A 25,934-nucleotide genomic window follows, 5' to 3' on the forward strand; every position below is an offset into this window, starting at 1 on the left:
TCCAGAGCCGGAGCTCCGAACGTCAGTCGAGATCCGGCTCGGGCAGCTGAATCACTTCCCGGCCCCGGTATGTCCCGCAGATCGGACAGGCGTGATGCGCCAGCCGGGGACTCTTGCACCGAGGACAGTCGATGATGTGCGGCATCTTCAGCTTCAGATGCGAGCGGCGCTTCCCCTGGCGCGAAGCTGCGTATTTCCGCTTGGGCAGCGGCGGCATAACGGCTCTCCTTCAGGTCGTTACCCATGCTTCCGGGTCTGCAGTGTGAGCAGCCTCGCCCATCGCGGGTCGATCGGTGCGCGCTCGCACTGGCAGGTCTCCATCCCCAGGTCCGTCCCGCACTCGGGGCACAGCCCCGGACAGTCCGGCCGACAGAGCGGCTGCATGGCTGCAGCCATCACCGTATATTGCCGGACCGCCTCGCTAATGTCGACCTCGTTGTTCAGTCCGATGACGAACGTGTCCTCGTCCTCCCCTTCGATCATCTCCATTCGGTGCCCGTCCACAAGGTCGACCTGCTGCCGGTAAAACTCCTCGAACCGCACTGTTTCCGGATACGCGAACGGCACCAGGCAGCGGCTGCACTGCGCCTCGATGAACACGTCCGCCTCGCACCGCACGAGCACCCCTCGCGGCACCCGGGTGATCAGCACCGTCCCGCGGTGAACCGGCTCCTCCGGCTCAATGTCATGCCGCCGGCTCGCCCCAACCTCGGATTTCAGCAGCCCCGCAACATTGAAACGCATCCCCCGCCCCTCCTGGTGGACTCTCATCCATTGAACCCCATTCCGCACCGCTCCGGTAGATGCCGCGCACTGGCCCTGCCCCCGATACGCCATAAGTTCGGTCCAAACGTGATGATTCGACCGCAAGCCCCGGATCACCATTGAGCCCGCCCGCCCCGGCCCCTAGGCTTTGCCGCTAGGGTTAGCCCTGCCCGGGGGACCGCCGCATGTCGCTCATCAACGACGTCTGCACGCTCCAGGAGATCGACGACGAGGTCGCCGGTCTCGAGGCTGCCATCGCAGATATCGACGTCCGCCTTGCCCATTCCGAAACCCTCGCCGCCGCTGAGGCCGCATTCGCAGAAGCCGACGCCCGTTACCAGGACCTCCGCCGCGCCCAGCGCGCGCTCGAAGCCGACGTCGCCGCCCTCGACGCCAAAATCGCCCCCGAGGAGAAGCGCCTCTACGACGGCTCCGTCCGCAACCCGAAGGAACTCACCGCCATCCAGCACGAGCTCGAACTCCTCAAGGCACAGCGGAGCCAGCTCGAAGACAGGCTGCTGGCCGTCATGGAGGAGTTTGAAGCCGCCGATGCTGCCCGCCGCGCGGCCGAAGCCGCCCTCGCCGCCGCCCGCCGCGAGCGTGAGCAGGAGGTCGCCGCCCTCGAATCCCGCCGCCGTCAGCTCACGTCTTCCCTCGAAGCCTCCGTCGCCCGCCGGTCCGAACAGGCTGCCCGCATCCACCCCGCCTCGCTCCGCCTCTACGACGAAATCCGCCGCCGTCGCGGCAGCGCCGTCGCCCGCATCCAGGGCGGTACCTGCTCCCGTTGCCGGGTTGCCATACCCGAAAGCGTTCGCCGCAAAGCGTTCGACCCGGCCACGCTCGCCCAGTGCCCCAACTGCGAGCGCATCCTCTTCATCGGCTGAGGCGCCCCATGCAGGCCATCGGCTACTTCTCCGCTACCGCCCGCCGCAACGGGCAGAAACGCAGCATCGGCGAGCAGAACCGCGCCTTCCTCGACTTCTGCCAGCGCTCCGGCTACGAGGTCATCGCCACCTTCGCCGACCCCGAGGAGGCTTCGACCGCGGGCTTCGACCAGCTCCTCGACTTCCTCGGCCGCCCCGATAAAGCCTTCACGGTGGTCGTCATCGATGCGCTCTCTGCCCTCGGCCCCGACCTCGGTGTCGCCGCCCTCCGCCTTCTCGAGCTCGAAAATGCCGGGGCTGCCGTACTCCTCTCCGCGAATGGCGCCGACGCCTTCAAGGCGCTCGTCGATACCTGGGCCGAGCGTGGCGAAGGCACGCCCATCTCCGAGCGGGTCCGTTCCGCCATGCGCCGCAAAGCCGTGCGCGGCGAGGTCCTGGGCCGCCCGCCCTACGGCTACCGCGTCGGGCCCCGGAGAAAGCTCGAACTCGTCCCGGAAGAAGCCGTGGTCGTCCGCTACATCTTCCGCCTCTACCTGCAGGAGAACCTCGGCATCCGGAAGATCGCCGGCCGCCTCAACGAGGAGAACATCCCAACCCGCCGCGGCGGCCGCTGGAGCATGGTCACCGTCCGCGACATCCTCCGCAACCGTGCCTACCTCGGCCACTACTCCCGCTTCGGAACCACCGTCACCGGCACCCACCCCGCGCTCGTCTCCCCCGAGGACTTCCGCCGCGTGCAGGACCGCCTCCAGTCCCGCCACGCCCCCGCACGCCAGCGCACCGTCACACCCTTCCTCCTCAGCGGGCTCGTCTTCTGCGCCCGCTGCGGCAACAAGATGATCGGCGTCAGCCGCCGCCAAACCTGGCTCACCCGCTCCGGAGATACCCGCAGCGCCACCTACCGCTATTACCAGTGCGAATCCCGCACGAACCAGAGCGCCTGCGGCTACAACACCCGCCGCGCCGCCGACCTCGAGGCCTGCGTTCGTGAAAAACTCGCCAGCGACGACCACCCCGGCCCCCGCGTCCGCGTCGCCGGCAACGTGGATTCCTACGCCCTCGAACTGATGTCACAGCTCGACCGCATCGAGTCGCGTATCAAACGCAACCGCCGGCAGGTCGAAGAACTCGTCGCCGATGCGGCCCACGGCCACATCTCCATCGAGCGAATGAAGGCCCTCGGCGTCGAGCTCGCCGAAGAGCACCGCCAGCTCACTGCCGAGCTCTCCGCTGCCCGGGAGCGCATCCACGCCCACGAGTCAGAAGCCGAGCGCCGTCGCCACCTCGAACTCCAGCGTGAACGCCTCCTCCGCGAATGGGACGCCCTCCCCTTCGATGACCTCCAGGCCGCCCTTCGCGATGTCGTCGACCGCATCGAGGTCGACGGCGACGACGTCCGGGTCTACCGCCGCGTCTGACGGGTGCGGGCCCGCCCCCGCGCCGTGCATACTGGAGCTGATGTCCGACAACCTCTTTACCATGCTCTCGGCCTACCGTGCGGGGTCCAGGGCCAGCCCCTTCGAGAACTACTGCACCAGCGCCCTCGCCTACTTTCTCCGGGGCGGCCACCGGATGCTGAACGCCCTGTTCGCCCAGGCCGCGGGGGTCGGCGGCGAGCCCCTGGCCCTCGTCGAAGTCCAGCCCCGCCTCGCCGATGCCGGCATCGCCGACCTCCTCCTCACCTACGAAGGCGGCCGCCGCGTCGTCGTCGAGGTGCAGGTCGAGCCCGGCGCCGACGAATCCCAGCTCCCGGCCATGGAAGCCGTCGCCCGCGAGTGGTCCGCGCCGCCTGCCTTTGTCATGCTCGGGCTCCCTCGCGATGACGTACCCCCGCCCTGGGCAGCCGTTACCTGGTACGAGGTCGTCGAAGCCCTCGAAGGCGACCCCGACCCCATCGCAGCCCAGTTCCGCCAGTTCATCCTCGAAGACATCCTGGGCCTCGGCGAAGTCCCCCTCGATGAGGCGCTCACCACGAATCGCCTCCACGCCCTCATCGGTGCCGCCCTCCGCATGCGCTTCGGCCCCGCCGTCCGCTACGTGGCGAGCGCCTCCCGGCCAGTCGGCGGCCACTACCGCTACTTCGGGACCACCTTCGCCCTCCCCGGCGGCGACATGACCTGCTGGGTTGGGCTGGTCAATGAAACGGTCCCCCTCGGCGAGCACTACCACCTCATGCTCGCCAGCAAAGACCGCCCCCTGCTCTTCCCGGTCCAGCAGCCCCGCGCCACCGGCGACTGGAAGTGGCCCTACTGGACCGGCGCAGGGCGAGTCGTCCGCCCCATCACCGGTGTCCAGGTCGAGGGCCTCCTCGAGCGGCTCGGCGCCCCCTGATCGGGCAGGCTACAGCAGGTCACCCCCGCAGGCCGGTGCCGTCGTCCCGTGCTCGCGGTACGCCTTGATCACGTTCCGCCCCGTCGTCCAGCGGTGCACCTCGTCCGGCCCGTCGACCAGCCGCTGCGAGCGGATCGACGTATACCAGCGTGCCAGCGGCGTATCGAGGCTGTACCCGAGCGCCCCATGCAGCTGGATCGCCGTGTCGACCACCTTGTGCACCATATTCGCCAGGAACACCTTGGCGATGCCGTTCTCGTGCCGGATGTCCAGCCCCTTCTCCGCCTTGTAGGCGATGTGGAGGAGCATCAGCCGCGCGATGTACAGCTCGCTCGCGCAATCCGCCAGCATCCACTGCACCCCCTGCCGGTCGGCCAGCAGCCGCCCAAACGTTTCGCGCTGGGTCACGTGCGCCACCGCCATGTCGAGCGCGCGCTGCGCCATCGCCACGTTGTGCATCCCGTGGCGGAGCCGCCCGTACGCCAGCCGGTGCTGCCCCATAGTAAAGCCGTTCCCTTGCCCGCCGAGCAGGTTCTCATGCGGCACCACGAGGTTTTCGATCTTCACTTCGGCGTGCCCGCCGCCGAGGATGTGCGTCAGTGGACCCTCGACCGCCATCGTCGGGATGTCGCGGATGATCCGGTAGCCCGGGTTCGGCAGCTCCACGATGAATGTGCTGAACTGCTGATGCCGCGGCGCATCCGGGTCCGTCTTCGCCATCACCACCGCGATGTCGGCCACGCTCGCCGCGCTCGAAAACCACTTTTCGCCGTTAAGAATCCAGTTGTCGCCGTCGCGGACGGCGGTCGTCTTCATCCCGGTCGCATCGGAACCGGCCGCCCGCTCCGTCATCGAATAACACACCCGCTTCTCACCGTTCAGCAGCGGCTTCAGGAACTTCTCCTTCTGGTAGTCCGTGCCGTAGGTGAGGATGGTCAGCATCGTCGCGTCATCGGGACCCTGCGTGTTCAGCGCCAGCGCGCCAAGGTAGCTCTCGCCAAGCTCCATCTGCACCAGCGCGTTCGCCAGCGGCCCCAGCCCCATCCCGCCCCACTCCTTCGGGATGAATGGGCACCACAACCCCTGAGCCCGCGCTTTCTGGCGCAGCTCCGCCAGCACCTCCTTATATGGCTCCCCATCGAGGAGCCGCTTCTCCGCAGGGATGCACTCGCTGTGCACGAACTCCCGCACCTTCTGGCGGATCGCCTTGGCGTCTTCTGGTATCTCGAAATCAACGGCCATCGCGCTGCACCTGCCCCCTTAGTCGTTCGGTCGCCGGGGAGCGGTCAGCCGCGGCCCGGCAAAGCCCGCCCATCATAACCGCTCCGCCACGCCGCCGCCGGGCAGCCCTAGATTCCGCTCCCGCCTGAAACGACCAGCAGCGACCCCGTCGTGTAGCTCGATGCGTCCGAAGCAAGGTAGAGCGCGGCCCCCACAATCTCGTGCGGCTCGCCCCCGCGCTGGAGCGGGATCGACGTCCGCGCCCGCTCCTTGAACGCCTCCATATCCCACGCCTTCGAAATATCCGTCAGGAACGGCCCCGGAACGATGCAGTTCACCCGCACCTTCGGCGCAAACGCCCGCGCGAACCCAACCGTCATCGCGTTCAGCCCGGCCTTCGCCGCTGCATACGGGATCACGTCCGCCGTCGGGTGGAGCGAGGCCGTGCTCGATACCATGATGATCGAGCCGCCGTTCCCCTCGGCCATCCGTGTCCCCACCAGCGCCGTCAGGCGGAACGGCCCCTTCAGGTTCACGTCGAGCACCTTGTCATAAAGCGCTTCGGTCACGTTCGCCACGTGGTCGTAAATCGGCGACATCCCCGCATTGTTGACCAGCACGTCCACCCGTCCGAACTCGTCATAGGCAACCTGCGCCAGCCGCTCCACCTGCTGCCATTCACCAACGTGGCAGGCCACGGGAAGCGCCCGCCGGCCCGTCTCCCGCGTGACCTCTTCCGCCAGCCGCTCGCAGGCCTCCAGCTTCCGGCTCGCGATGACCACATCCGCACCGGCATGCGCAAATGCCAGTACCATCTCCCGCCCGAGCCCCCGGCTCCCGCCGGTCACCAGCGCAACCTTTCCTTCCAGGCTGAACAGCTTCGCAATATCCACTGGCTCTGCTCCCTCCGCAGCAAAACGGTTTGCCGCGCAAGCCTACCGCATTCGCGCCCGGCCGCTCCCGTCGCAATCGCCACAAGACCGGCCAGTGGGTACCCTTAGCAGCGGAAGGGCCAACTCCTCCTCACACTCTCCCCGCGGAACGAAGACATGGCCAAAGTCGGCATCATGGAAACGGCCATCCGCGATGGCCACCAGTCGCTCCTCGCGACCCGCATGCGCACCGAGGACATGATCCCCGTCCTCGAGCTCATGGACTCCATCGGCTACCACTCCATCGAATGCTGGGGCGGCGCCACCTTCGATACCTGCCTCCGCTTCCTGAAAGAGGACCCGTGGGAGCGTCTCCGCGAAATCAAGAAGCGGCTCAAGAAAACGCCCACCCAGATGCTGCTCCGCGGCCAAAACGCCGTCGGCTACCGCCACTACGCCGATGACGTCATCTACGAGTTCTGCGACCGGGCCGTCCAGAACGGCATGGACATCTTCCGCATCTTCGACGCCCTGAACGACACCCGGAACCTCGAAACCGCCTTCCGCGCCGTCAAGAAGGCCGGCGGCCACGTCCAGGGCGCCATCTGCTACACCACCTCGCCCGTCCATACCGTCGAGTCCTTCGCAAAACTCGCCGACGAGATGATCGAAATGGGCGCCGACTCGATCGCCATCAAGGATATGGCCGGCCTCCTCACGCCCATGATGGCCAAAGCCCTCGTCGAGCGGATTCGGCAGAACCACCCCGACATCCTCATCCAGATGCACTGCCACGATACGGGCGGCTTCTCCGAAATGGCCTACCTCATGGGCGTACAGGCCGGGGCCAACGTCATCGACTGCGCCATCTCCCCACTCGCCGGCGGCACCAGCCAGCCCGCGACCGAAACGCTCGTCGCTGCCCTCGCCGAAGACCCGGAGCACGCCACCGGCCTCGATATGGAGAAGCTCCGCCAGCTCGCTGATTACTTCCGCGGCGTCCGCAAGAAGTACTGGAAGTTCGAGTCCGGCCTGCTTGGTGTCGACGCCGGCGTTATCTCCCACCAGGTCCCGGGCGGCATGATCTCCAACCTTGTCGGCCAGCTGCGCGAACAGGGCGCCGAGCACAAGCTCCCCGAAGTCCTCGAGGAAAACGCCCGCGTCCGCGCCGATCTCGGCTACCCGCCCCTGGTCACCCCCAGCTCGCAGATTGTCGGCACCCAGGCAGTCCTCAACGTCCTCACCGGCAAGCGCTACGCCACCGTCACCCGCGAGACCCGCAACCTCGCAAAGGGCATGTACGGCCGCACCACTGTGCCGATCGCGCCCGACGTCCTCAAGCAGATCCTTGGCGACGAGCAGCCCATCGACCACCGGCCGGCTGACGACCTTGAGCCCGAGATGGAAAAGGCGAAGGCCGAAATCGCCGACCTCGCCGAAAGCATCGAAGACGTGCTCAGCTACGTCATGTTCCCCCAGGTTGCACGCGAATTCTTCCAGTGGCGGAAAGAGGGCGGCGGCCCCGAGCGCGAACTCGTCGCTGCCGTCGTCGGCGCCATGACCATCTCCGAGAAGAAGCAGCAGGCCGCGTCCGCGTCCGCGCCTGTCATCGTCCCCAACGGCGACACCAGCAACTGGCGCTCCTTCGGGCGCCTCCGCCAGATGCGCTAAGGAGGAACCGCCAATGGCCAAGGTCACCATCGGAGGCCGCACCTACGAGGTTGAAGTCCGCGGCGACCGTGTCATCGTCGACGGCCATGAATACCCGGTGACGGTCCGCGAAGACGCCGGGTACCTCACCGTCACTGCCGGCACCGTCCCGTATCGCGTCCAGCTTCCCCCGCCCGACCAGCGCCAGAGCGGTATGGAGGTCCAGGTCGATTACCGGCCCTTCAAGGTTGAATGGGAAGGCCGCCTCGGCGGTGGCCCCGCGCCCCGCGAGCGGGCCGCAGCGTCGGCCGCCGCTGGCGGCGGTGCGAAAGCTGCAGTCAAAGGCGCCGTCACGGCCCAGATCAGCGGCAAGGTCGTCCGTATCAATGTGAAGCCCGGCCAGGTCGTCGCGAGGGGCGATGTCCTCCTTATCCTCGAAGCCATGAAGATGGAGAACGAAATCAAAGCGCCGGCCGACGGCACCGTCAAAGAGGTCCCCGTTTCCGAAGGCGCCCGCGTCACCGAGGGCGACGTCCTGGTCGTCATCGAGTAGCGCAATCCTGCACCGGCAAAACAGCACCGGAGGGGCCGCGCATCGTCGTGGCCCCTCCGGCGTTCCGGCCTGATAATGACTCTGGGCCCGTAGCTCAGCGGTAGAGCAGTGGACTTTTAATCCATTGGTCGAGAGTTCGAATCTCTCCGGGCCTACCAGTGAGCAGCTGCCCTCCGGCCTGCCTACACCTCCTTCCCCTGTCCCTTGAGCCAGCGCTCCGCGCTTGCCGCGGTCTCGAAGCCGGCGAACTGCTCCAGCAACGCCTGCAGGATTTCGTCCCGTGCATCCCCGGCCTCGGGCGCCGAACCCCGCTGCGAGAAGTCCAGCTGGTCCAGCACCGCTAGCTTCCGCTTCAGCACGAACCACACAACTTCGTCGAACGTCCCCGGCGCCGAGACGTAGTACACGTTCACCATCCGGTTCTGGCCGATCCGGTAGGCCCGGTCCTCCGCCTGCAGGTGGTTCGCCGGCACCCAGTCGAGGTCGTTGAAGAACACCTGCGTCGCCGCCGTCAGCGTAATGCCCGTCCCCGCCGCCAGGATGTTCCCGATGAACACCCGCACCTCCGGGTCGTTCTGGAACCGGTCAACCGCCTCCTGCCGCGCCTTCTGCGACGTGTCGCCCGTCAGCCGCACCGCAGCCGGCCCGAACTCGGCCTGCAGCGCGTCCGCTACCGCGTTGAACCCGGTGAAGACAATCGCCTTCTCGCCCTGCTCCAGGGCATCCCGGACGAGCCTGGCCGTATGCTTCGCCTTGTCCTTCGCCACGGCGTGCCGCAGCTTCGTCATCACCGGCAGCAGTTCGTTCCAGCGGACGTTCCCGTGGTACTTCTGGCGCTGCTGCTGCGCCAGCCCAACGAACTGCTGCTCCAGGTCGCGGTACTTGTTCGGGTCGAGCGGGACCGGCACCTCGCTCCGCAGCTTCGGCGGCAGGTCGAGCACATCCTCCTTCCGCCGCGCCAGGATCGAACCCTCCGTCCGCGCCTTCAGCTCATCCAGGTTCGAAGCCCCGCTGAAATCCCAGCCGTACCCGTCCCACTTCCCGTCGCAGTACCGCCTCCCGAACTCGATGTAGCTCACGCTGAGCGGGTGGTCGATCGCCCGCAGCAGGTTGAACAGCTCAATCGGCCGGTTCATCACCGGCGTGCCGGTCAACAGGTAGCAGTCCTCAATCCGCTCCGCGATCGCCAGCGCCGCCTTCGAGCGCGCCGCCGTCGCGTTCTTGATGTAGTGCGCCTCGTCGAAGATCACCCCCGACCACAGGTTCGCCACAATCTCCGGCCGCTTCCGCGCCAGGAGGTCGTAGTTGATGATTGTCCACCGCGCCGGGATCACCGGGTCGGGCCCGTTGATAATCCGCACCTCCGCATCCGGGTACACCATCTGGATCTCGCGGCGCCAGTTGAGCTTCAGCGAAGCCGGGCAGACGACCAGCAAGTTCCCGTCGGGCCGCCGCTCACCCAGTGCGATGATCGCCTGGCGCGTCTTCCCCAGGCCCATGTCGTCCGCGAGGATCGCCCCCCGCGACGAAGCAAGGAACCGAACCCCCTCCCGCTGGTGCGGGAAGAGCTCGGGGAACTTCACGATGATCTCCTCGGCATCCACCTGCCGGATCGCCGAGATGCCCACCAGCGACGCCAGCGCGCTCACGTCGGCCCCGGCCGCCTCCAGCGCCCGGTAGGCGTCTGGCGCCTTCCGCAGCGGGATCGTCCACTGCTGGTTCCGCCAGTCGTACCGCGCCACCTTCAGCGACCGCATCGCCTGGACCAGCGGCTTTACCTTCGGGACGAAAAGCGCAATGTCGTTCCGGCGAAGCCGGGCCCCCACCACCGGCCGCTCTGCCGGCGCGGCGGCCTCGCTGCCGGCAGCTTCATTGGTCGTCTGCTCATCTGCCATCTGCGAACACCTCCGCGAGGATCTGGCCGCCCGCGCCGCGGTGCCACCCACCGGCGAACGACCGCGACGAGTGTGCGACATTGCCGCGACATCTCATGTCGTATCCGCCCCGGGTGTACGAACTCCCGACTACCTGCCACCGTTCTGCGCCACCGCCGCCGCCAGCAGGTCATCCGCGAGCCGTTCGATGACGTCGCGCAACGCCAGCTGTTCTCTCCAGCGCCCCGGGATACTGTCCACGCCCCAGTACGCCCCAGCAAGCTGCCCCGTAATCGCCGCCGTCGTGTCAGCATCGTCGCCGAGGTTCACCGCCCGCAGGATCGCCTCCTCGAACGAATCCGCGCCGGCGAAGGCCCACAGCGCCGCCTCCAGGCTCTCGACCACGTAGCCGCTCCCCCGGACCTCGGCCTCTGACTTGCTCAGGTAGCCGCCCCGGGCGATGGCCGCAATCGCCGGCTCCCCGGCAAACTCCTCGGCATCGCCCAGCAGCACGGCATCCTTCGGCGCCCCGGAGAGGGCGCGGCAGAGCATCCGCGCGAAAAGCCGGCACGCATCGATGCACTCCGCAGCGCCGTGCGTCGTCCGCGAACTCTCCGCTGCCAGCCGCTCGGCCTCGCGCGCGTCCGGATACCCGAAGAGCACCGCCGGCGCCAGCCGCATGAGCGAGCCGTTCCCCGCCGTTTGCGGGTCCGCGCTCCCCGCGAACGGGTCGCCCGTCGCTTCGAACCGCCGCAGCGCCGCACGCACCGTCAACCCAATGTCGAAGCAGCGCCCGTTGCTCGCGAGGTAGCCGCTATCCCGCCAGCGGCAGTACCGCCGCATCTGGTCGGCCGCGTCGAAGCCGCGGCAGCTCACCAGGCTCTCGGCCAGGCAGAGCGCCATCGACGTGTCGTCGGTCCACTCCCCCGGCTTCAGCCCGAACGGCCCGCCGCCGACCATGTCGCGCACCGGCGCAAAGCTGCCGCGCGGCCGGAACTCCACCGTCGTCCCTACCGCATCGCCCGCTGCCAGCCCCAGCATCACCCCGCGGTAGCGGCTCTGTAGCTCCATCGTTGCGCCCTCCTGTTGCCACGCGTCGCCGGCCCGGCCGGCCTCACGCAGCTCCCAGCATAGCCGCCTCCGCCCCCCGCGCGGCTCCCCGGGTGCAGCGCCAAGCGTGACGATTTGCGACACTACGAGTGTCAGGCGCGGTCAGGCCCCCGTAGCTCAGCGGATAGAGCAGTGGTTTCCTAAACCATGTGCGCAGGTTCGATTCCTGCCGGGGGTACCACTACCTTCGCACCTCCTCCCCGCGCTACCATCCTCCCACCATCCCGGAGGTGGCGCCGTGACCTACCAGTACATCCTCGTCGACCGTAAAGGGCCCTACGTTACCATCACGATGAACCGCCCCGAGCGGCGCAATGCCCTCTCGCTCGGGCACCTCCGCGAACTCCGCGACGCCTTCCGGAACGTCGGCGAGTCCGATGCCCTCGGCGTCATCCTCGCCGGCAACGGGCCCGTCTTCTCAGCCGGCCACGACTTCTCCGAAATGGCGGGCGCCGGCCTCAAGGAGATGCGCGAACTCCTCTGGACCTGCACCGACCTGATGGAAACCATGCAGCGCATCCCCCAGGTTGTCATCGCCCGCGTCCACGGCCTCGCCACCGCTGCCGGCTGCCAGCTCGTTGCCACCTGCGACCTCGCCGTCGCCTCCGAAGAAGCCGCCTTCGCAACCCCCGGCGGCAAAGGCGGCTGGTTCTGCCATACCCCGCTCGTGGCCGTCAGCCGCAGCATCGCCCGCAAGCACGCGCTCGAACTCGCCCTCACCGGCGACACCATCGATGCTCACACCGCCCTCCAGTGGGGCCTCGTCAATCGCGTCGTCCCCGCCGAGCTCCTCGAATCCGCAACCCTCGAACTCCTCCAGCGCGCCACCCGCGGCTCCGCCTTCTCCAAGGGCGTGGGAAAGCTCGGCTTCTACACCCAGGTCGAAATGAACCAGCACGACGCCTACGCCTACGCCGTCGAGCTCATGGCCGCCGCCTCCCAGTCCGAAGATGCCCAGGAAGGCATGCGCTCCTTCCTCGAAAAGCGCCCGCCTTCCTGGCGCAACCGCTGACACCCGCCGCCCCGCTCGCCACCGGCGCCCCCGCCCCGTAGCATCATCCCCGGCCTGTGCGACTCTTCCTCCTCCTGCTCGGTTTCGCTGCGCTCATCGCGGGGGCGGCCTGCGGCGCCTCCGGCCTCGCCTCCTTCCGCTCCCTCGACGAGGGCGACTACCTCCTCAGCGGCCCCGCCCGCCTGACCACCTCGACCGCCGGCTTCGTCGGCTCGACCGCCGAGCTCGCCGGGCGCAGCAGCGGCATCCGCAACAACTCGATTACCGTCCGCATCCGCGTAAGCGAGGGCAGGGGCCTCTTCCTCGGCATCGCACCCGCCGCTGCCGCCAACCCATACCTCGCAACGGCGCGCCGCGAACTTGTCGACAGCATCCGCTACGACCCGCTCGAGCTTCGCCGCACTGCGGTCGGCGCCGGAGACGCACTTGCCCCGCCCGCCAATGCCCTCGCATGGACCGCCAGCGTCTCCGGCGACGCCCCGCTCGACCTCACCTGGTCGGCGCAGAACGGCGACTACGTCTTCGTCATCCTGCGGGCCGATGGTCAACCCGGCGTCGATGCGACCGTCGAGTTCGGCACAAAATTCCGCTACCAGCGAGGCTACGCCATCGCCGGGATCGCCCTCGGCGCGCTCCTCGTTATCGTCGGCCTGCTGCTCGCGGTGGGCGCCCTCCGGCGCCGCTCACCTGCGCCCCCGGCAGACGGCTAAACGAGCCGGACCCACCGCCGCTTCCCGACCTGCACCACCGTCCCCGGCCGCGCCGGCGTCGTTGGCTCAACCACCAGACCGTCCACTGTCACGGCCCGCTGCTCGAACAGCCGCCGCGCCTCCCGCTTCGACGGAGCCGAACCGCTCGCGACCACGACGTCGAGCAGCAGTTCGCCCTCCCGCACCCGGTACTCGGGAATGTCCTCGGGCACCTCCTTCCGCTGCACCGTCCGCTCGAAGTGCTCCTGCGCCCGCTTCGCCGCCTCCTCACCCCAGAACTCCGTCACGATCGTCCGGGCGAGCAGCTTCTTCGTCTCCATCGGACTCCGCTCGCCCGACCGCATCGCCGCCATGATCGCCTGCACCTCCGCCGGGTGGAGGTTCGTGCCCAGCGTAAAGTAGTGCTCAATCACCTCGTCCGGGATGGACATCACCTTGCCGAACTGGATCTCCGGCGGGTCGTCCACACCGATGTGGTTCCCCTTCGACTTCGACATCCGCTCTTTGCCGTCCAGCCCCACGAGGATCGGCAGCGTGACCGGCACGTGCGGCCGCTGCCCCGCATCCTCCTGGATCTTCCGCCCCGCCATCAGGTTGAACAGCTGCTCCGTCCCGCCAACCTGCACATCGCAGGCGAGCGCATAGGCGTCGTATCCCTGCATCAGTGCGTACAGGAACTCGTGCAGGTAGACCGGGTCGCCCGCTTCCCACCGCAGCCGGAAATTCTCCCGCCGCAGCATCTCCGCCACCGTGAACTTTGCCATTAGCTGGATGATGTCAGGCAACCTCAGCTGGCTCAGCCACTCCGAGTTGTGGCGCACCTCCGTCTTTTCGGGGTCGAGAATGCGGGCAGCCTGCTCGAAGTAGGTTGCCTCGTTCGCCTTGATCTGCTCAGGCGTTAGCATCGGACGCAGCTTGTTCTTGTCGCTCGGGTCGCCCACCAGTGCTGTGTAGTCGCCGATGAGGAAGATGCAGTGGTGCCCGAACTGCTGGAACTGCCGCAGCTTCCGCAGCGGAACGCAGTGCCCTAGCGTCAGCGAACTGGCCGTCGGGTCCACGCCGAGGTAAACCCGCAGCGGCCGGTCCTCCTCGAGCCGCTCCCGCAATTCTCGCTCCATCTGCTGTTTCAGCAGCGGGTCGCCGTAATCGACGCCGCTCATCAGGACTTCGAGCTGCTCGTCGACCGGGGCCATCGTCCTCGCCATGCGTGCGCGTCCAGTCTGCGTGGGAATGCTCAGGCGCCGGCAAGCAGCCGTCTCGCCTCCCGAACATCTTCCGCGATCTGCGCCTTGAGGGCATCGGCCGAGGCGAACTTCACTTCGCCCCGGATGCGCGCCACGATTTCGAGGTCCATCCGCTCCCCGTAGATGTCGCCCTCGAAGTCCAGCAGGTGCGTTTCGATCGACACATGCCCCGCGTCGAAGGTCGGCCGTCGCCCGATGTTCGTCGCGCCCATCAGCCGGTGCCCGGCCACGCTCGCCCGCGTCGCATACACGCCCAGCGCCGGCAGTGCACGGTCGGCTGCAACCGAGATGTTCGCCGTCGGGAACCCGATCGTCCGGCCCCGCTCGAATCCGCGCACAACCGGCCCCGAAAGCCGGTACGGCCGCCCCAGCAGCGCCGTCACCCGGTCCATATCGCCGGCCGCCAGCGCCGCCCGCACCGCCGTCGAACTGTACCGTTCGTGGTCGTGCATCAGCGGCTCCACCTGCACCACCTCGAAGCCCAGCTCTGCGCCCAGCCGCCGCATCCGCTCCACCGTGTCCTTCGGCGCACCCCGCCCGAACGCCGCATCCGGCCCCAGCACCATCAGCCGCATCCGGAGCAGCTCCACAAACGCCCCCGCCAGCTCCTCGGCAGTCACCTCCGAGACTTCGCTCGTGAAGGTCAAAGGGATGACCCAGTCGGCGCCCGCCGCCCGGATCAGCTCCATCCGCTCCTCGAGCGACGTCAGGTAGCACGGCGGGACCTCCGGCCGCAGCACGGTCACCGGGTGCGGGTGAAGGGTCACCACCCCCGGCGAAAGCGCCCGCCTCCGGGCCTCCTCGCGCAGCCGGCCGAGCAGCCACTGGTGCCCGCGGTGCACCCCGTCGAGCACGCCGATCGTCAGAGCAGTCTCAGGCCCGGGGGCGCCCGCCGCCAGCTGCGCGCGGGTGAAGGAAGGGACTACCATCGCCCACATCCTACTCCGCCGCCCCGTGACCGGCAGCCGGCGGCCCGCCTCCGTGGCTGCCGGCCGGTACTCCCGGGTCCCGGCTCCGTCGTGCATCCTTGCTGGCGCATCTGCCGCGCCCAGCAAGAGGAGGCTCCTCCATGTCCAGCGACCAGTCCGCCGTGCTCCAGCAGCGCATCCAGCCGTTCTTCCCCGGCGTCCTCGGCATCCGGCTCACGTCCGCGGAGCCCGACCGCGTGACCGCCGAGCTGACGGTCCGCGACGAGCTGTGCACCGTCCCGGGCATCTGCCACGGCGGCGTCCTCATGGCCTTCGCCGATACCCTCGGCGCCGTTGGCACGGTCCTCAACCTCCCGCCCGATGCCGGCACAACCACCATCGAGTCGAAGACCAACTTCTTCGCCCCCGCCCTCGCGGGCACTACCATCACCGCCGAGTGCATTCCGCTCCACCGCGGCCGCCGCACCCAGACCTGGCAGACGGCCATCCGGAACCCCGACGGCCGCCTCCTCGCGTTGGTCACCCAGACCCAGATGGTCCTCACGCCCTGACTGCCTGCGGTCGCCCGGCCGCGGCTTAGCCGAAATCGTGCGATTGCGGCCGCTCGATGAACCCCGGCAGCGGACACCGCCGGAACGACTCCGCCACGATGTTCGGGAACCCGCTCTGCTCGTTGTCGACCCGCCCGCGCACGATCACGAACGGCTCCATCCGCACCAGCTCCGCCTGCCGCTCCTGCAGCCCGCGGTGCACCACCACGTTCGCCAGCCCAAACTCGTCTTCGAGCAGCATGAACATCACCCCGCTCGCCGTCACCGGCCGCTGGCGCGTCACCACCATTCCCGCAATCTCCACCACCATCCCCTGCGGGAGCCGGTTCGGGTTCCGCACCCCGCCGAGGTGGCGGCTCGTGATCATGCCCTCGTGCAGCAGCGGCCGCACCAGCGCCATCGGGTGCCGCCCCGGGCTGAGCCCCAGCCGCTCGAAGTCCCATGCCAGCTCTTCCCAGCCCTCCAGCGGCGGCAGGCTCGCCATGTCCTGCTCCGTCGGCAGCGCCAGCGCAAGCTGCCTGGCGCGTGCTCCCGCGGCCGGGTGCGGCGGCTGCGGCATCCGCGCTTCCGTCAGCAGTCCCAGCTGCCAGAGCAGCTCCCGCCGCGCCAGCCCGAAGCACTCCAGCGCGCCCGCCTGGATCAGCATCTCTGCCTGCTCTCGCGTTATCCCCGTCCGCACCAGCAGGTCGCGGAGCGACCGGTACGGACCGTTCGCTTCCCGCTCCTCCACGATCCGTTCCGGCAGCGAACGGTAGTCCGGAAGACGCCGGTGCTGCCGCCGGTCCTGCCATCCCCCGCCGATGCCATTCACCTGCTGCAGCCCGAGCCGGATGTTCCCCTCCTCCGGCCATGCCCCGGCCCGCGAGCGGTTGACGCACGGCGGCAGCACCCGGATCCCGTGTCGCTCCGCATCCTGCGTCAGCACCTCGACCGGGTAGAAGCCCATCGGCTGCGCGTTGAAGAGCGCGCAGTAGTACTCCGCCGGGTAGTGCACCCGCAGCCACGCCGATTCGTATGCCAGCAGCGCGAACGCCACCGCATGGCTCTTCGGGAACCCGAACGCTGCGAACGCCGCCATCTTCTCGAACGCCACCTCCGCCGCCTCCCGGCTCACCCCCATCCGCGCCGCGCCGGCAAGGAACTCCTCCGCCAGCGCCTGCATCGCCTCCGATGAGCGCTTGCGGCTCATCGCCCGCCGCAGCCGGTCGGCCTGCCCCGGCGTGAAGCCCGCCACCGCGCAGGCAATCTGCAGCACCTGGTCCTGGTAGAGCACGTGCCCCAGCGTCTCGCCCAGGCAGTGCTCGAGCAGCGGCTTCAGCTCCGGGTGACCGTAATCCACCTCGATCGTCTCCCCCCGTGCGAGCCGCTCCCGGTACTCCATGTACGGCCGGAACGCCCCCGCCATAATCGGCCCCGGCCGGATGATCGCCACCTGCACCGCCAGGTCGTCCAGGTTCCGCGGCTGCGTGCGCGGCAGCGTCTGCACCTGCGCCCGGCTCTCGATCTGGAACACCCCCATCGTGTCCCCTTCCCGGATCGCCGCGTAAATCTCCGGGCTGTCGTGCGGGATCCGCCCCAGGTCCACCCGCACGCCGCGCTCCTCCTCGATGATGTCCAGGCACTCCCCCACTGCCGAGAGCATCCCCAGCGCAAGGAAGTCGATCTTCACGAACCGTGCGTCGTCGACCGAATCCTTGTCCCACTGGCACACATACCGCCCTTCCATCCGCGCCGGCTCCACCGGCACCACCGACGAAATCGGCTCCGCCGAGACCACCACACCCCCCACGTGTTGCCCGATGTGCCGCGGGAAGCCCGAAACCTGCCCCGCCAGCTCCACCAGGTCGCGCCAGATCGGCGCATCCACCAGGTGCCGCAGCTCCGGCACCTTCCGCAGCTGCTCTGCCAGCCCCCGAGCGTCCGCGAACGGCCCCGCCAGCCGGTTGATCTTCGCCAGCACCGGCTCCGGCAGCCCCAGCGCCTTCCCCACATCCAGCACCGCGCTCCGAAACCGGTAAGTCGGGAACGCCGCCACCAGCGCCGCGTGCTCCGGCCCGTACCGGTCATAGATCCGCTCCAGCAGCGCATCCCGGATGTCCCGCGGGAAGTCGAGGTCGATGTCCGGCAGCGAATGCAGCTCCTCGTTCAGGAACCGCTCCAGGTAGAGGTTGTTCCGCACCGGGTCGATGTGCGAAAGCCCGATCAGGTAGCACACGATCGAGCTCACCGACGACCCCCGTCCGCGCCCGACCGGCCGCTCATCCGGCGCCAGCCGCGGGTCGCGCCCGGGGAGCTCTGCCGCCACCTCGTTCACCAGCTGCAGGATGTCCCAGTACACGAGGAAGAACCCCGCAAGCCCGTGCCGCTCGATGAGCGCCAGCTCCCGCTCCAGCCGCTCCCGCGCCTCCGCCGCATACGGGTCCGAAGGCGGGTACTTCCGCCGGAACGCCCGCTCGCACACCCCGCGCAGGAAGCTGTCGAGCGTCGCACCCTCCGGCACCGGGTAATCCGGCAGCCGGTAGGGCAGGTCGCGCGTCAGGTCGAACGTGCACCGCTCCGCCGTCGCAACCGTGTTCAACAGCGCGTCCGGCCGCCAGGCGAACCGCCGGGCCAGCTCCTCCGGGTGCTTCAGGTAGAACTCCGAATTCGGCCGCCGCTCCGTATGCGAAGTGTCCAGCGTCAGCCGGTGCCGAATCGCCACCAGCACATCGTTCAGCCGGTGCCTGGTCCGCACGTGGTAGTGCGCGTTGTTCGTCGCAACCACCGGGATGCCGCACGCATCCGCTGTCCGCGCCAGCACCGCATTCCGCCGCCGGTCGCCGTATACATCGTGGTCCTGCAGCTCAATCAGGTACCGGTCGCCGAACACGTCGCGGTAGCGGCCGGCCAGCTCCCGCGCCGCCCGCTCCTCGCCGGCCGCAGCCAGCCGCGCCAGCGCCGAATCCCGGCAGCCTGAGAGCACAATCAGTCCCGCGCCCTGTTCGAACAGCCACGTCTCCTCCACCTGCGGCGTGTCCTTCCCGTACGTCCGGTATCCCCGGCTCAGCAGCCGGCAGAGATTCCGGTATCCCTCCACGCTCTCCGCAAGCACCGTCAGGTGCGACGTTTCCGCGGTCGCACCCCCGGGCCCCGCCCCCCGCACCGTCACCTCGCACCCGGTGATCGCCTTCAGCCCCCGCGCCCGGGCCGCCTGCGCAAACTCCATCGCCCCGTACAGGTTGTCGTGGTCCGTCAGCGCCAGCGCTGCGTACCCGAGGGCGAGCGCCCGGTCGATCAGCTCGTCCGTGGTGCTCGCCCCCTCCCGCAGCGACCAGCACGAATGCGCATGCAGCTCGGCGTACGCGGCCACGCCCGCCAGTATAGAACAAACGTTCTTGAGTCGCAGTCGCCCTTCCCAACCCCGCTGGCGCGATGCGCTAATTCCGCCCGTTCCCGAACAGCAGCGTGACCGTTTGCCCGCCCACCACGGTCGCCGTTTGCGGATTCGGCGTTGTCGGGAACCAGCCCGTCTGCACCACCTCGGTCACGGTGTACTGCCCGGCTGGCAGGTTTACGCACACCCCGGGCGTCCCGGCTCCCCCGGTCGTAACTGACCCGAGCACCGTGCTCCCTTGGGCGATGGTGAATGTCCATCCCTGCAGGAACGGCTCATTCGTACCTTGCACCCCGTTCTGGTCCATGTCATAAAACTTCAGCACGCAGAGCGTCCCGTCGAGCGGGGTCGGGGTTGGCGTCGGTGTCGGCGTTAGCGTTGGTGTCGCCGTCGGGGTCGGTGTCTTCGTTGGTGTCGCCGTCGGCGTCGGCGTCTTGGTCGGCGTCGCCGTGGGGGTCGGTGTCTTCGTTGGTGTCGCTGTCGGCGTCGGCGTCTTCGTCGGGGTGGGCGTCTGCTTCGGCCCTACCGTGCCGAATGCCGGGACCATCCCGGTCGGTGTCGGCGTCGCCGTTGGTGTCTGCTTCGGGCCGACCGTCGCAAACGCCGGCACCGTCCCCGCCGGCGTCGGCGTCCCGCCCGGCGGCACCACCGTAACCGGCAGCCCCCCGCCGATTCCTACCGTGCCCAGGGCCACTGGCGTCGGCGTGTTCGTTGGAGTGGGCGTGGGCGTCACCGAAGCCGGCTTGCATTTCCCGCTCGCGCCCGCCTGGAAAATCGTCTGGATCTCGTTCGCAGTCAGCGCCCGCTTGTAGAGCGAAAGCTCGTCCAGCTGGATGTCCGCACCGCCCGTGCTGACCTCGGCGGGAGCGTTCGTATCCAAATTCCCGGAAAACCACGTCGTGGCCGGTCCCGTCGCTACCTGCTGGCCGTCGACGTACCATCGCACGACGTTCGCTGTCCGGTCCACCGTCACGGCCAGGTGCCGCCATCCGCCGGTCGATATCGACCCGCTCGTTGGCGGCGGGCTGCTGTTGCTGCCGCTCTGCCGGAGGTACGCCTGGCCGTTCGCAGCGATAAGTCCGTACCCCGTCCCTGAGCTGTCCCGCTTTGCCAGGATCGTCGAAATCGACGACACGGTGTTCCAGCGCAGCACCCAGGTCTCGATCGTGAAGTTCCCGGAGCCGACCTGCAGGTCCGCCTGCGACGCCGCCCATGCAAGGGTCATCGCCGGCCCGAGCTGCCATCCGCCCCCAACCTTTCCCGCTACAGGCACGTACGAGCCGCTCATGAATGCCAGGTCGTTCGGGAACCCCGCAATGTCGTGCGCAACGTTCCCCGACGTCTCATCGAACGGCCACCAGGCAACCAGGTCCGCCGGTGGCGGAACGCAGAAGGAGACCGGCGGACTGCCCCCGCCCCAGCACGCGCCCGCGGCGACTCCCGCCGCCACCAGCACGGCAGTCGCGGCCCGTGCGACCCCGGTTCGAAGAACACGCAGCAGCATGCAACGTCTCCCACTCGTCGTAGTGCCGGACGCACCCAGGAACTACGACCTTCGGCAAGCAAAGTTCTTACATGCCCGGCTGGTTACAGCCCACATGCTCGCCGAGCCCGTGCCGGCCAGGGCTCAGCGTTCGGCCTGCTCCTCGTCGACCTCCTGTCCCGGCGTGCCCGCAGCACCCCCGGCCGAGCCCGGCCGCCGAAACTGCGAATAATCCGCGCCGATCAGCGACGACAGCCCCGACCCCGTCGGCGCCTCCCCCGGCGGCGCGGACCGCGCTGCCGCAAAGGGGCTCCGCTCCCGCGCCAGCGTCCGCTCCAGCACCTCCCGCCGCCCCTCCGTCACCAGCCGCCCGTCGGCGAGCTCCTCCACCCGGCCAGCCATCTCCATCACCAACCGGTCATGGGTGCAGGTGATAATCGTGATGCCCTCCATCCGCGCAAGGTCACGCAGCAGCCCGAACACCACTGAAGCCGTCGCCGAGTCCAGCTCGCCCGTCGGTTCATCCGCCAGGATCAGCCGCGGCCTCGCCGCCAGCGCCCGCGCGATCGCCACCCGCTGCTGCTCCCCGCCCGAAAGCTCGTACGGCCGGTGCTCCGCACGCTTCTTCAGTCCCACGAACGCCAGGGCCTCGTCCACCCGCTTCTGCCGCTCCCGGTAGCCGACACCCGCTATCCGCAGCGGAAGCTCCACGTTCTCCCGCGCCGACAGCAGCGGCAGCAGCCCGAACGACTGGAAAATGAACCCGATCGTCCCCCGGCGCAGCCGGTCCAGCTCCCGGTCGCTCATCTGGTCGACGCGCGCCCCGTCGACCAGCACTTCGCCGCTCGTCGGCCGGTCCAGCCCCGCAATCAGGTTCAGCAGCGTCGTCTTCCCCGAACCTGAGCGGCCGACCAGCGCGAGAAACTCGCCGGGCCGCACCGACAGCGAAACCTCCCGCACCGCCCACACGTCCTCGCCGCCCGCCCGGAACCGGCGCGACACCGACCGCAGCTCAACCGATGCTCCCTGGCTCACCACGCCGCCCCCCTCGGCCGCACCCTCCGCCTCCCGTCCGGCAGGACTTCAATGCGACCCTCCCCGAGAATGACCCGCACCCGGTCATGAATCTCCAGCTCATCGAGATACTCGCGCGGGATCTGGAGCCGTCCCGCCGCGTCGACCAGCACGTACTCCTCGTGCGAAACCTTTGCCTCCGTGCCTTCGAATCGCACCCGGCGATAAATCTCGCTGCTCGTCCGGCCGTCGCGGATGGCCACTACCCGGTCCACCCGCGCCGCAATGTCGGGGTCGTGCGTCACAATCACAATGGTCGTTCCCAGTTCCTTGTTGAGCGTCCGGAACACCTCGTACACCGTGTCCGCGCCTACGGAGTCCAGCTCCCCGGTCGGCTCGTCAGCCAGCAGCAGCGGCGGATTGTTCGCCAGCGCCACCGCGATCGATACCCGTTGCTGCTCACCCCCTGAGAGCATCTCCGGCCGGTGGTGCAGCCGGTGCCCCATGAGCACCATCTCGAGCAGCCGGACTGCCCGCTCCTGCGCCTCCCGCGGCGGCACCCCGTCCAGCACCATCGGCACCTCAACGTTCTGCACCGCGTCCAAATACGGCACGAGGTTCCTTCCCGTCTGCTGCCAAACGAAGCCAACCTGCCGCCGCCGGTACCGCACCATCTCCTTGCTCGACATGGTCAGGAGGTCCTGCCCGCCCACGTAACACCGCCCCGCCGAGGGCGTGTCCAGCCCGGCCAGGATGTTCAGCAGCGTGGACTTCCCCGAACCCGACGCGCCGACAATCGCCATGAACTCCCCGCGCCGTACCTTCAGGTCCAGCCCGCGCAGCGCTACCACCTCGAGGTTCGCCGTCTTGTATATCTTGAACAGGTCCTCACAGCGGATATACAGGTCGTCCCCTTCGGACCCCGGTTCAGTCGCGTACGTCGGCACCAGCTCCATCTACACCTCCCCGATCCGCAACGCTCGGTGGACTGCCAGCCGCGAGTAGACCGCAGCCAGCGCCGTTATCGTCGCCGCGAACACGGCCGCCAGCGAAACGTACACCGTGAGCACGGCTGGCCAGCTCACCTGCGAAACGAGCGGCGGCACCGGCTCGCTGCCCGATTCGGTCACGCCAAGATACCCGATCATCAGCCGGCCCAGCGGGAACCCAAGAACCGTGCCGACCGCTACCCCCGCCGCAATCACAAACAGCTGCTCGAAACTCACCAGCCCCAATACCTGTCGGCTTGAAAAGCCCATCGTCCGCAAAATGGCGAACTCCAGCGCCCGCGCCTGCGCCGCCATCGTCGCGTAGACCGCGAACCCCAGCCCGGTCAGCACCAGCACGGCCCCAAACGACAGGAACAGGATGCCTTCCCAGCTCGCGGCCACGAGCGGGTCGGCCTCCTGCGCTGCCCGCAGCGCGCGCCGGTCGAGCACCCCCTCCGCCTGCACCCCGCGCTCTGCCAGCGCCTCCCGCGTCATTGCCTTCGGGTCCGCACCCCGCAGCCACGCCTCGTTCGGGAAAATGGCATCGGCCAGCCCGGGCACGCCCGCGGCCAGCTCCTGCAGCGCTGGCAGCGCCGCCACCAGCAGGTAGTCGCTCTTCCCCGGGTCATGCCCGGGGAAGTAGTCGAACCGCCCGGCCACCCGCGCCCGCACATACTGCCGATTCACATAAATGGTCAGTTCGTCGCCTGTATCCAGCCCTGCCCGCTCGAGAAACCGGGATTCTGCCAGCACCGGCAGGGCGATGGCCGGCCGCGCCGCCCGGAAGCCGAACAGCGGCCCCTGTCCCTGCCCCCGCGTGAACGCAATGCGCGCGGCGTTGCCCCCGTCACGCCCGGCACCCGGTGCGAACGAGACCGCGCCCGGGTCCGCCTGCGCCTGCCCGGTAATCAGCTGCCACCGCTCGAACGAATCGAACGTCTCCACCGCTGTCCAGCCGTCCCCGTCCGGCACGCTCCACTGCACCCCGCCAAATACCATCACATCGTCGACAAGGATGATCGCCCGCTCCGCCACCGGCGGCGGCGAACCGGCCGTCCGGACGTACACCGCGTCGAGTTCCTTCGGCGCCGCCGTGCTGTACCGTGTCCCGGCCCCGAACCTCGCCTGCGACGGCTGTGCCAAATCCGCCACGAAAAACCGCCAGCTGTCGGTGGCCTCCCGGTCTGTCGGGACAAGCGTGTAGTCCCAGAACGTCCCGTTCGGGTCGCGCAGCCGCAGCCCGAGCCGCAGCTGGTTCTCCCCATACGGCACGCGCGCCCATACTCCGACCCACCGCGCACCAACCGGCACCTCCGGGCCCCGCGCCCGGCCAGAAACGTCGACTGCAAGCCGGCCGAGCAGTTCCCCAAGCCCTGCCTCCCCGAAGTCGTCCCTCCAGAACGCTACCTCCTCGAACTCGCCGGGAATGACGCCCAGCACTTCGAGGCTTACCCCCTGGAACGCCGAGAGCATGTACGAACCCGTCAGCCGGCTTGCCGGCGAAACCGTCTCCGCCCCCGTCGCCTGCCGGACTCGCTCGACGAACACCTCCTCCGGCACATTCGCCGGGTTCCGCACATCCGTCAGCCGCGACTCCGCCCCCGCCTCGTAGGCAGCCCGGTCGTCGTAGCCGCGCTCCAGCGTGGCCCGGTAGCCGGCGGCGAACATCCCCACTGCCGTCGCCAGCAGGAGCAGCAGGATCAGCCGGTTGTACTGCAGCGGGGCGCGGGTCATCCGCGTGAGGCCGAGTGCCACCGTTGCGCTCTCCCACCGCCGCCCGGCCCACGCGAATGCCCCCAGCGCAAGCGGAAACAGCCTCAGGAACACCAGCGCCACCATGACCATGAACAGCGTCGGCGAAAGGAGCAGCAGCGGGTCCGCCGAGAGCTCCCCGAACAGCCGCTCGGTGACCAGCGAGCCGCGCTCCCGCAGCTGGTAGAACACGAACGCCCCAGCGCCGATGAGCGCCAGGTCGAGGTAGTACTTCAGGAAGACCGGTTTGGTCTGTGGCCGCGCCAGGCTGTGCTTGTAATCGATCGTCGTTGAGCGCGAGGCCCGCCACGCCGGGACGAGCATTGCAGCAAACGCCAGCGCCGCGCCGGCCCCCGCCGCGAGGAATGCCGTCGCTGAGAGCGGCACCTCCAGCATGGCGTCGCCGCTCAGCGGCGCAAACGGCGGCGTGTAACCGAGCACCGCGATCGCCCCCGTCGCAAGGAAGGGCCCCGCCAGCGCACCGGCCCCGCAGATGAGCGCCGCCTCGATCCCGTACACCGCGACCACCTGCCCCGGGCTCCCGCCGCGCGAACGGAACAGCGCAATCTCGCCGTGCTGCCGCTCGACCAGCATCGATGACACCATCACGAGGTAGTACAGCGCGATGCCGACGATTTGCAGCATGAGCGCAAACAGCGGCAGCCGCGTGAAAAACAGCTTCGATTGGTAGCTCCCGATCACCTCCGCCAGGCGCGTCTCGAACACCACGTTTGGTATCGCCTCCCGCAACACCAGCCCCAGCGCCCGCGTCCTCCCCTCTACCGCCCTCGCGTTGCGGGCATCGATTGCGCCAATGTCGACGAACCCGTAGGTCTCCAGCGTGCTGTCCATGTCCGGCAGGTACGGCGCCACCGTCTCCGCGACCGCCGCTTCGTCGACCCAGAACGGATAGGTATCCCACGACGTCTCGAGCGCGAAGCGGTCCGTCCGCCCGAACCAGTACGGCTCGTCGAGGTCGCGCGGCGCGACGATCGCGGTCACGACAACGCGCACCGGAGCGACGTCCTCCCGCCAGAACGGATAGAGGTCGAACGCATCGCCGACCCGCACCCCGATGCGGTCCGCCGCTTCCTTCCCGATCGCTGCTTCCACCTCTGGTCGCGAATCTCCGGCGCCGGTCGGCAGGCGCGGCCACGCCCCCTCGACCACCTCCACGTGCTCGCGCAGGCCGTCGGCGAACTGGAAATGCCCGCGCGGGCGGTTCGCATCCTCCGGCACCGGGGCGCCGGGCTTCGCAATGTAGAACGTTGCGGTCCGCCCGAAGTGCACAACCCCCTCGAGCACGCCTCCCAGGTACTGCTCCAGCAACACGTCCACCTGCTCGCGCCGCCGACGGTAGTCCTCCAGCGCTGGCCGGCCAGAGGTCACGACGCGCACGTTCCGCTCCGTCGGCTCCGCGTTCCGCAGTGCGTACCGCAGGCCAAGGTCCCGGACCGCGTCAGAGTAGAGCACAACGCTCGCCATCAGCGCCGATGCCATCACGACGCCCACGAGCACCGTCGCCAGCAGCCGCCGGTTCGCCAGCGCGCGCCGCACCACCATCGCCAGGACGACGAATGCCGTTCGCATCTCGGCCCGAAACCTACCGGACTTGGT

General features: G+C 68.7%; 21 protein-coding genes and 2 tRNA genes. 10 read left to right on the forward strand and 13 right to left on the reverse strand.

The genetic code is table 11. The features are described 5' to 3' along the window. Positions 1 to 22: 22 nt before the first annotated feature. Together rpmF and A9A59_RS07200 are read right to left on the reverse strand one after the other, a co-directional pair. Complete coding sequence (gene rpmF, locus A9A59_RS14450; protein ID WP_098503635.1) at positions 23 to 217, reverse strand: 50S ribosomal protein L32; 195 nt, start codon at positions 215 to 217, stop codon at positions 23 to 25. Between the two features lie 20 nt (positions 218 to 237). Further along, the gene (locus A9A59_RS07200) at positions 238 to 744 is read right to left on the reverse strand and encodes a YceD family protein (protein ID WP_165772563.1); all 507 of its coding nucleotides are present in this window, start codon (positions 742 to 744) and stop codon (positions 238 to 240) included. A 206-nt stretch (positions 745 to 950) separates the two neighbouring features. Between A9A59_RS07200 and A9A59_RS07205 the strand changes: the two genes are divergently transcribed. From A9A59_RS07205 to A9A59_RS14080, 3 genes are read left to right on the forward strand one after another with little or no spacing between them, the layout of a single operon-like run. Beyond that, complete coding sequence (locus A9A59_RS07205) at positions 951 to 1,649, forward strand: zinc ribbon domain-containing protein (protein WP_098503637.1); 699 nt, start codon at positions 951 to 953, stop codon at positions 1,647 to 1,649. Between the two features lie 8 nt (positions 1,650 to 1,657). Beyond that, on the forward strand, positions 1,658 to 3,067 hold the full coding sequence (locus A9A59_RS07210) for a recombinase family protein (RefSeq protein WP_098503638.1): 1,410 nt from the start codon (positions 1,658 to 1,660) through the stop codon (positions 3,065 to 3,067). A gap of 40 nt (positions 3,068 to 3,107) precedes the next feature. Further along, positions 3,108 to 3,980 carry a hypothetical protein gene (locus A9A59_RS14080; protein WP_098503639.1) on the forward strand — a complete coding sequence of 291 codons (873 nt, stop codon included), beginning with the start codon at positions 3,108 to 3,110 and terminating at the stop codon, positions 3,978 to 3,980. Between the two features lie 9 nt (positions 3,981 to 3,989). Here the strand turns inward: A9A59_RS14080 and A9A59_RS07220 are convergent, their stop codons facing one another. Both A9A59_RS07220 and A9A59_RS07225 read right to left on the reverse strand, forming a co-directional pair. Then, positions 3,990 to 5,222 carry an acyl-CoA dehydrogenase family protein gene (locus A9A59_RS07220; protein WP_098503640.1) on the reverse strand — a complete coding sequence of 411 codons (1,233 nt, stop codon included), beginning with the start codon at positions 5,220 to 5,222 and terminating at the stop codon, positions 3,990 to 3,992. Between the two features lie 107 nt (positions 5,223 to 5,329). Next, complete coding sequence (locus A9A59_RS07225; protein ID WP_098503641.1) at positions 5,330 to 6,094, reverse strand: SDR family NAD(P)-dependent oxidoreductase; 765 nt, start codon at positions 6,092 to 6,094, stop codon at positions 5,330 to 5,332. A 156-nt stretch (positions 6,095 to 6,250) separates the two neighbouring features. On the opposite strand from A9A59_RS07225, the gene A9A59_RS07230 reads away from it, so the two are divergent. From A9A59_RS07230 to A9A59_RS07240, 3 genes are all read left to right on the forward strand, one after another. Further along, positions 6,251 to 7,744: a pyruvate carboxylase subunit B gene (locus A9A59_RS07230; RefSeq protein WP_098503642.1), complete on the forward strand. Its 1,494-nt coding sequence runs from the start codon at positions 6,251 to 6,253 to the stop codon at positions 7,742 to 7,744. Between the two features lie 13 nt (positions 7,745 to 7,757). Next, positions 7,758 to 8,276, forward strand: coding sequence for an acyl-CoA carboxylase biotin carboxyl carrier protein subunit (locus tag A9A59_RS07235; RefSeq protein WP_098503643.1), 519 nt, complete (start codon positions 7,758 to 7,760; stop codon positions 8,274 to 8,276). An 83-nt stretch (positions 8,277 to 8,359) separates the two neighbouring features. Next, positions 8,360 to 8,434, forward strand: a tRNA-Lys gene (locus A9A59_RS07240). A gap of 24 nt (positions 8,435 to 8,458) precedes the next feature. Here the strand turns inward: A9A59_RS07240 and A9A59_RS07245 are convergent. Then, positions 8,459 to 10,171 carry a DEAD/DEAH box helicase gene (locus A9A59_RS07245; RefSeq protein ID WP_165772564.1) on the reverse strand — a complete coding sequence of 571 codons (1,713 nt, stop codon included), beginning with the start codon at positions 10,169 to 10,171 and terminating at the stop codon, positions 8,459 to 8,461. Positions 10,172 to 10,300: 129 nt separating this feature from the next. Further along, positions 10,301 to 11,221 carry an ADP-ribosylglycohydrolase family protein gene (locus A9A59_RS07250; RefSeq protein WP_098503645.1) on the reverse strand — a complete coding sequence of 307 codons (921 nt, stop codon included), beginning with the start codon at positions 11,219 to 11,221 and terminating at the stop codon, positions 10,301 to 10,303. Positions 11,222 to 11,366: 145 nt separating this feature from the next. Between A9A59_RS07250 and A9A59_RS07255 the strand changes: the two genes are divergently transcribed. The 3 genes from A9A59_RS07255 to A9A59_RS07265 all read left to right on the forward strand — a co-directional run bounded on the left by A9A59_RS07255 (position 11,367) and on the right by A9A59_RS07265 (position 12,982). Beyond that, positions 11,367 to 11,441, forward strand: a tRNA-Arg gene (locus A9A59_RS07255). Positions 11,442 to 11,552: 111 nt separating this feature from the next. Further along, positions 11,553 to 12,272: an enoyl-CoA hydratase-related protein gene (locus A9A59_RS07260; protein ID WP_098504831.1), complete on the forward strand. Its 720-nt coding sequence runs from the start codon at positions 11,553 to 11,555 to the stop codon at positions 12,270 to 12,272. A gap of 56 nt (positions 12,273 to 12,328) precedes the next feature. Beyond that, a complete protein-coding gene (locus tag A9A59_RS07265) occupies positions 12,329 to 12,982 on the forward strand; it encodes a hypothetical protein (RefSeq protein WP_098503646.1) in 654 nt (217 codons plus the stop codon). On the opposite strand, the gene tyrS is transcribed toward A9A59_RS07265, so the two are convergent. Further along, a complete protein-coding gene (gene tyrS, locus A9A59_RS07270; protein ID WP_098503647.1) occupies positions 12,979 to 14,187 on the reverse strand; it encodes a tyrosine--tRNA ligase in 1,209 nt (402 codons plus the stop codon). The genes A9A59_RS07265 and tyrS overlap by 4 nt on opposite strands. Before the next feature lie 29 nt (positions 14,188 to 14,216). After that, the gene (gene ribF, locus A9A59_RS07275; RefSeq protein WP_165772565.1) at positions 14,217 to 15,155 is read right to left on the reverse strand and encodes a riboflavin biosynthesis protein RibF; all 939 of its coding nucleotides are present in this window, start codon (positions 15,153 to 15,155) and stop codon (positions 14,217 to 14,219) included. 140 nt (positions 15,156 to 15,295) lie between these two features. Between ribF and A9A59_RS07280 the strand changes: the two genes are divergently transcribed. Further along, entirely contained in the window at positions 15,296 to 15,706 is a 411-nt protein-coding gene (locus A9A59_RS07280; RefSeq protein WP_098503649.1) for a PaaI family thioesterase, read from the forward strand. 25 nt (positions 15,707 to 15,731) lie between these two features. On the opposite strand, the gene A9A59_RS07285 is transcribed toward A9A59_RS07280, so the two are convergent. From A9A59_RS07285 to A9A59_RS07305, 5 genes are all read right to left on the reverse strand, one after another. Continuing rightward, on the reverse strand, positions 15,732 to 19,055 hold the full coding sequence (locus tag A9A59_RS07285) for a DNA polymerase III subunit alpha (protein ID WP_165772566.1): 3,324 nt from the start codon (positions 19,053 to 19,055) through the stop codon (positions 15,732 to 15,734). Between the two features lie 67 nt (positions 19,056 to 19,122). Continuing rightward, complete coding sequence (locus tag A9A59_RS07290) at positions 19,123 to 20,583, reverse strand: LamG domain-containing protein (protein ID WP_098503651.1); 1,461 nt, start codon at positions 20,581 to 20,583, stop codon at positions 19,123 to 19,125. Between the two features lie 123 nt (positions 20,584 to 20,706). Next, positions 20,707 to 21,597, reverse strand: coding sequence for an ABC transporter ATP-binding protein (locus tag A9A59_RS07295; protein WP_098504832.1), 891 nt, complete (start codon positions 21,595 to 21,597; stop codon positions 20,707 to 20,709). Further along, positions 21,594 to 22,532, reverse strand: a complete 939-nt coding sequence (locus A9A59_RS07300) for an ATP-binding cassette domain-containing protein (protein ID WP_098503652.1) — start codon at positions 22,530 to 22,532, stop codon at positions 21,594 to 21,596. Before A9A59_RS07300 ends, A9A59_RS07295 begins: the two co-directional genes overlap by 4 nt. Then, the gene (locus A9A59_RS07305) at positions 22,533 to 25,907 is read right to left on the reverse strand and encodes an ABC transporter permease (RefSeq protein WP_098503653.1); all 3,375 of its coding nucleotides are present in this window, start codon (positions 25,905 to 25,907) and stop codon (positions 22,533 to 22,535) included. It abuts the gene before it with no gap. Positions 25,908 to 25,934: the final 27 nt, after the last annotated feature.

The sequence above is a fragment of the Tepidiforma thermophila genome (assembly GCF_002563855.1).
Taxonomy (GTDB): Bacteria; Chloroflexota; Dehalococcoidia; order Tepidiformales; family Tepidiformaceae; genus Tepidiforma; species Tepidiforma thermophila.

What these genes read in the sequence shown, in the direction of transcription:
- rpmF (WP_098503635.1), bottom strand. Translation starts at nt 217, where the DNA reads ATGCCGCCGCTGCCCAAGCGGAAATACGCAGCTTCGCGCCAGGGGAAG.
- A9A59_RS07200 (WP_165772563.1), bottom strand. Translation starts at nt 744, where the DNA reads ATGCGTTTCAATGTTGCGGGGCTGCTGAAATCCGAGGTTGGGGCGAGC.
- A9A59_RS07205 (WP_098503637.1), top strand. Translation starts at nt 951, where the DNA reads ATGTCGCTCATCAACGACGTCTGCACGCTCCAGGAGATCGACGACGAG.
- A9A59_RS07210 (WP_098503638.1), top strand. Translation starts at nt 1,658, where the DNA reads ATGCAGGCCATCGGCTACTTCTCCGCTACCGCCCGCCGCAACGGGCAG.
- A9A59_RS14080 (WP_098503639.1), top strand. Translation starts at nt 3,108, where the DNA reads ATGTCCGACAACCTCTTTACCATGCTCTCGGCCTACCGTGCGGGGTCC.
- A9A59_RS07220 (WP_098503640.1), bottom strand. Translation starts at nt 5,222, where the DNA reads ATGGCCGTTGATTTCGAGATACCAGAAGACGCCAAGGCGATCCGCCAG.
- A9A59_RS07230 (WP_098503642.1), top strand. Translation starts at nt 6,251, where the DNA reads ATGGCCAAAGTCGGCATCATGGAAACGGCCATCCGCGATGGCCACCAG.
- A9A59_RS07235 (WP_098503643.1), top strand. Translation starts at nt 7,758, where the DNA reads ATGGCCAAGGTCACCATCGGAGGCCGCACCTACGAGGTTGAAGTCCGC.
- A9A59_RS07245 (WP_165772564.1), bottom strand. Translation starts at nt 10,171, where the DNA reads ATGGCAGATGAGCAGACGACCAATGAAGCTGCCGGCAGCGAGGCCGCC.
- A9A59_RS07250 (WP_098503645.1), bottom strand. Translation starts at nt 11,221, where the DNA reads ATGGAGCTACAGAGCCGCTACCGCGGGGTGATGCTGGGGCTGGCAGCG.
- A9A59_RS07260 (WP_098504831.1), top strand. Translation starts at nt 11,553, where the DNA reads ATGAACCGCCCCGAGCGGCGCAATGCCCTCTCGCTCGGGCACCTCCGC.
- tyrS (WP_098503647.1), bottom strand. Translation starts at nt 14,187, where the DNA reads ATGGCGAGGACGATGGCCCCGGTCGACGAGCAGCTCGAAGTCCTGATG.
- ribF (WP_165772565.1), bottom strand. Translation starts at nt 15,155, where the DNA reads ATGGTAGTCCCTTCCTTCACCCGCGCGCAGCTGGCGGCGGGCGCCCCC.
- A9A59_RS07280 (WP_098503649.1), top strand. Translation starts at nt 15,296, where the DNA reads ATGTCCAGCGACCAGTCCGCCGTGCTCCAGCAGCGCATCCAGCCGTTC.
- A9A59_RS07290 (WP_098503651.1), bottom strand. Translation starts at nt 20,583, where the DNA reads ATGCTGCTGCGTGTTCTTCGAACCGGGGTCGCACGGGCCGCGACTGCC.
- A9A59_RS07300 (WP_098503652.1), bottom strand. Translation starts at nt 22,532, where the DNA reads ATGGAGCTGGTGCCGACGTACGCGACTGAACCGGGGTCCGAAGGGGAC.
- A9A59_RS07305 (WP_098503653.1), bottom strand. Translation starts at nt 25,907, where the DNA reads ATGCGAACGGCATTCGTCGTCCTGGCGATGGTGGTGCGGCGCGCGCTG.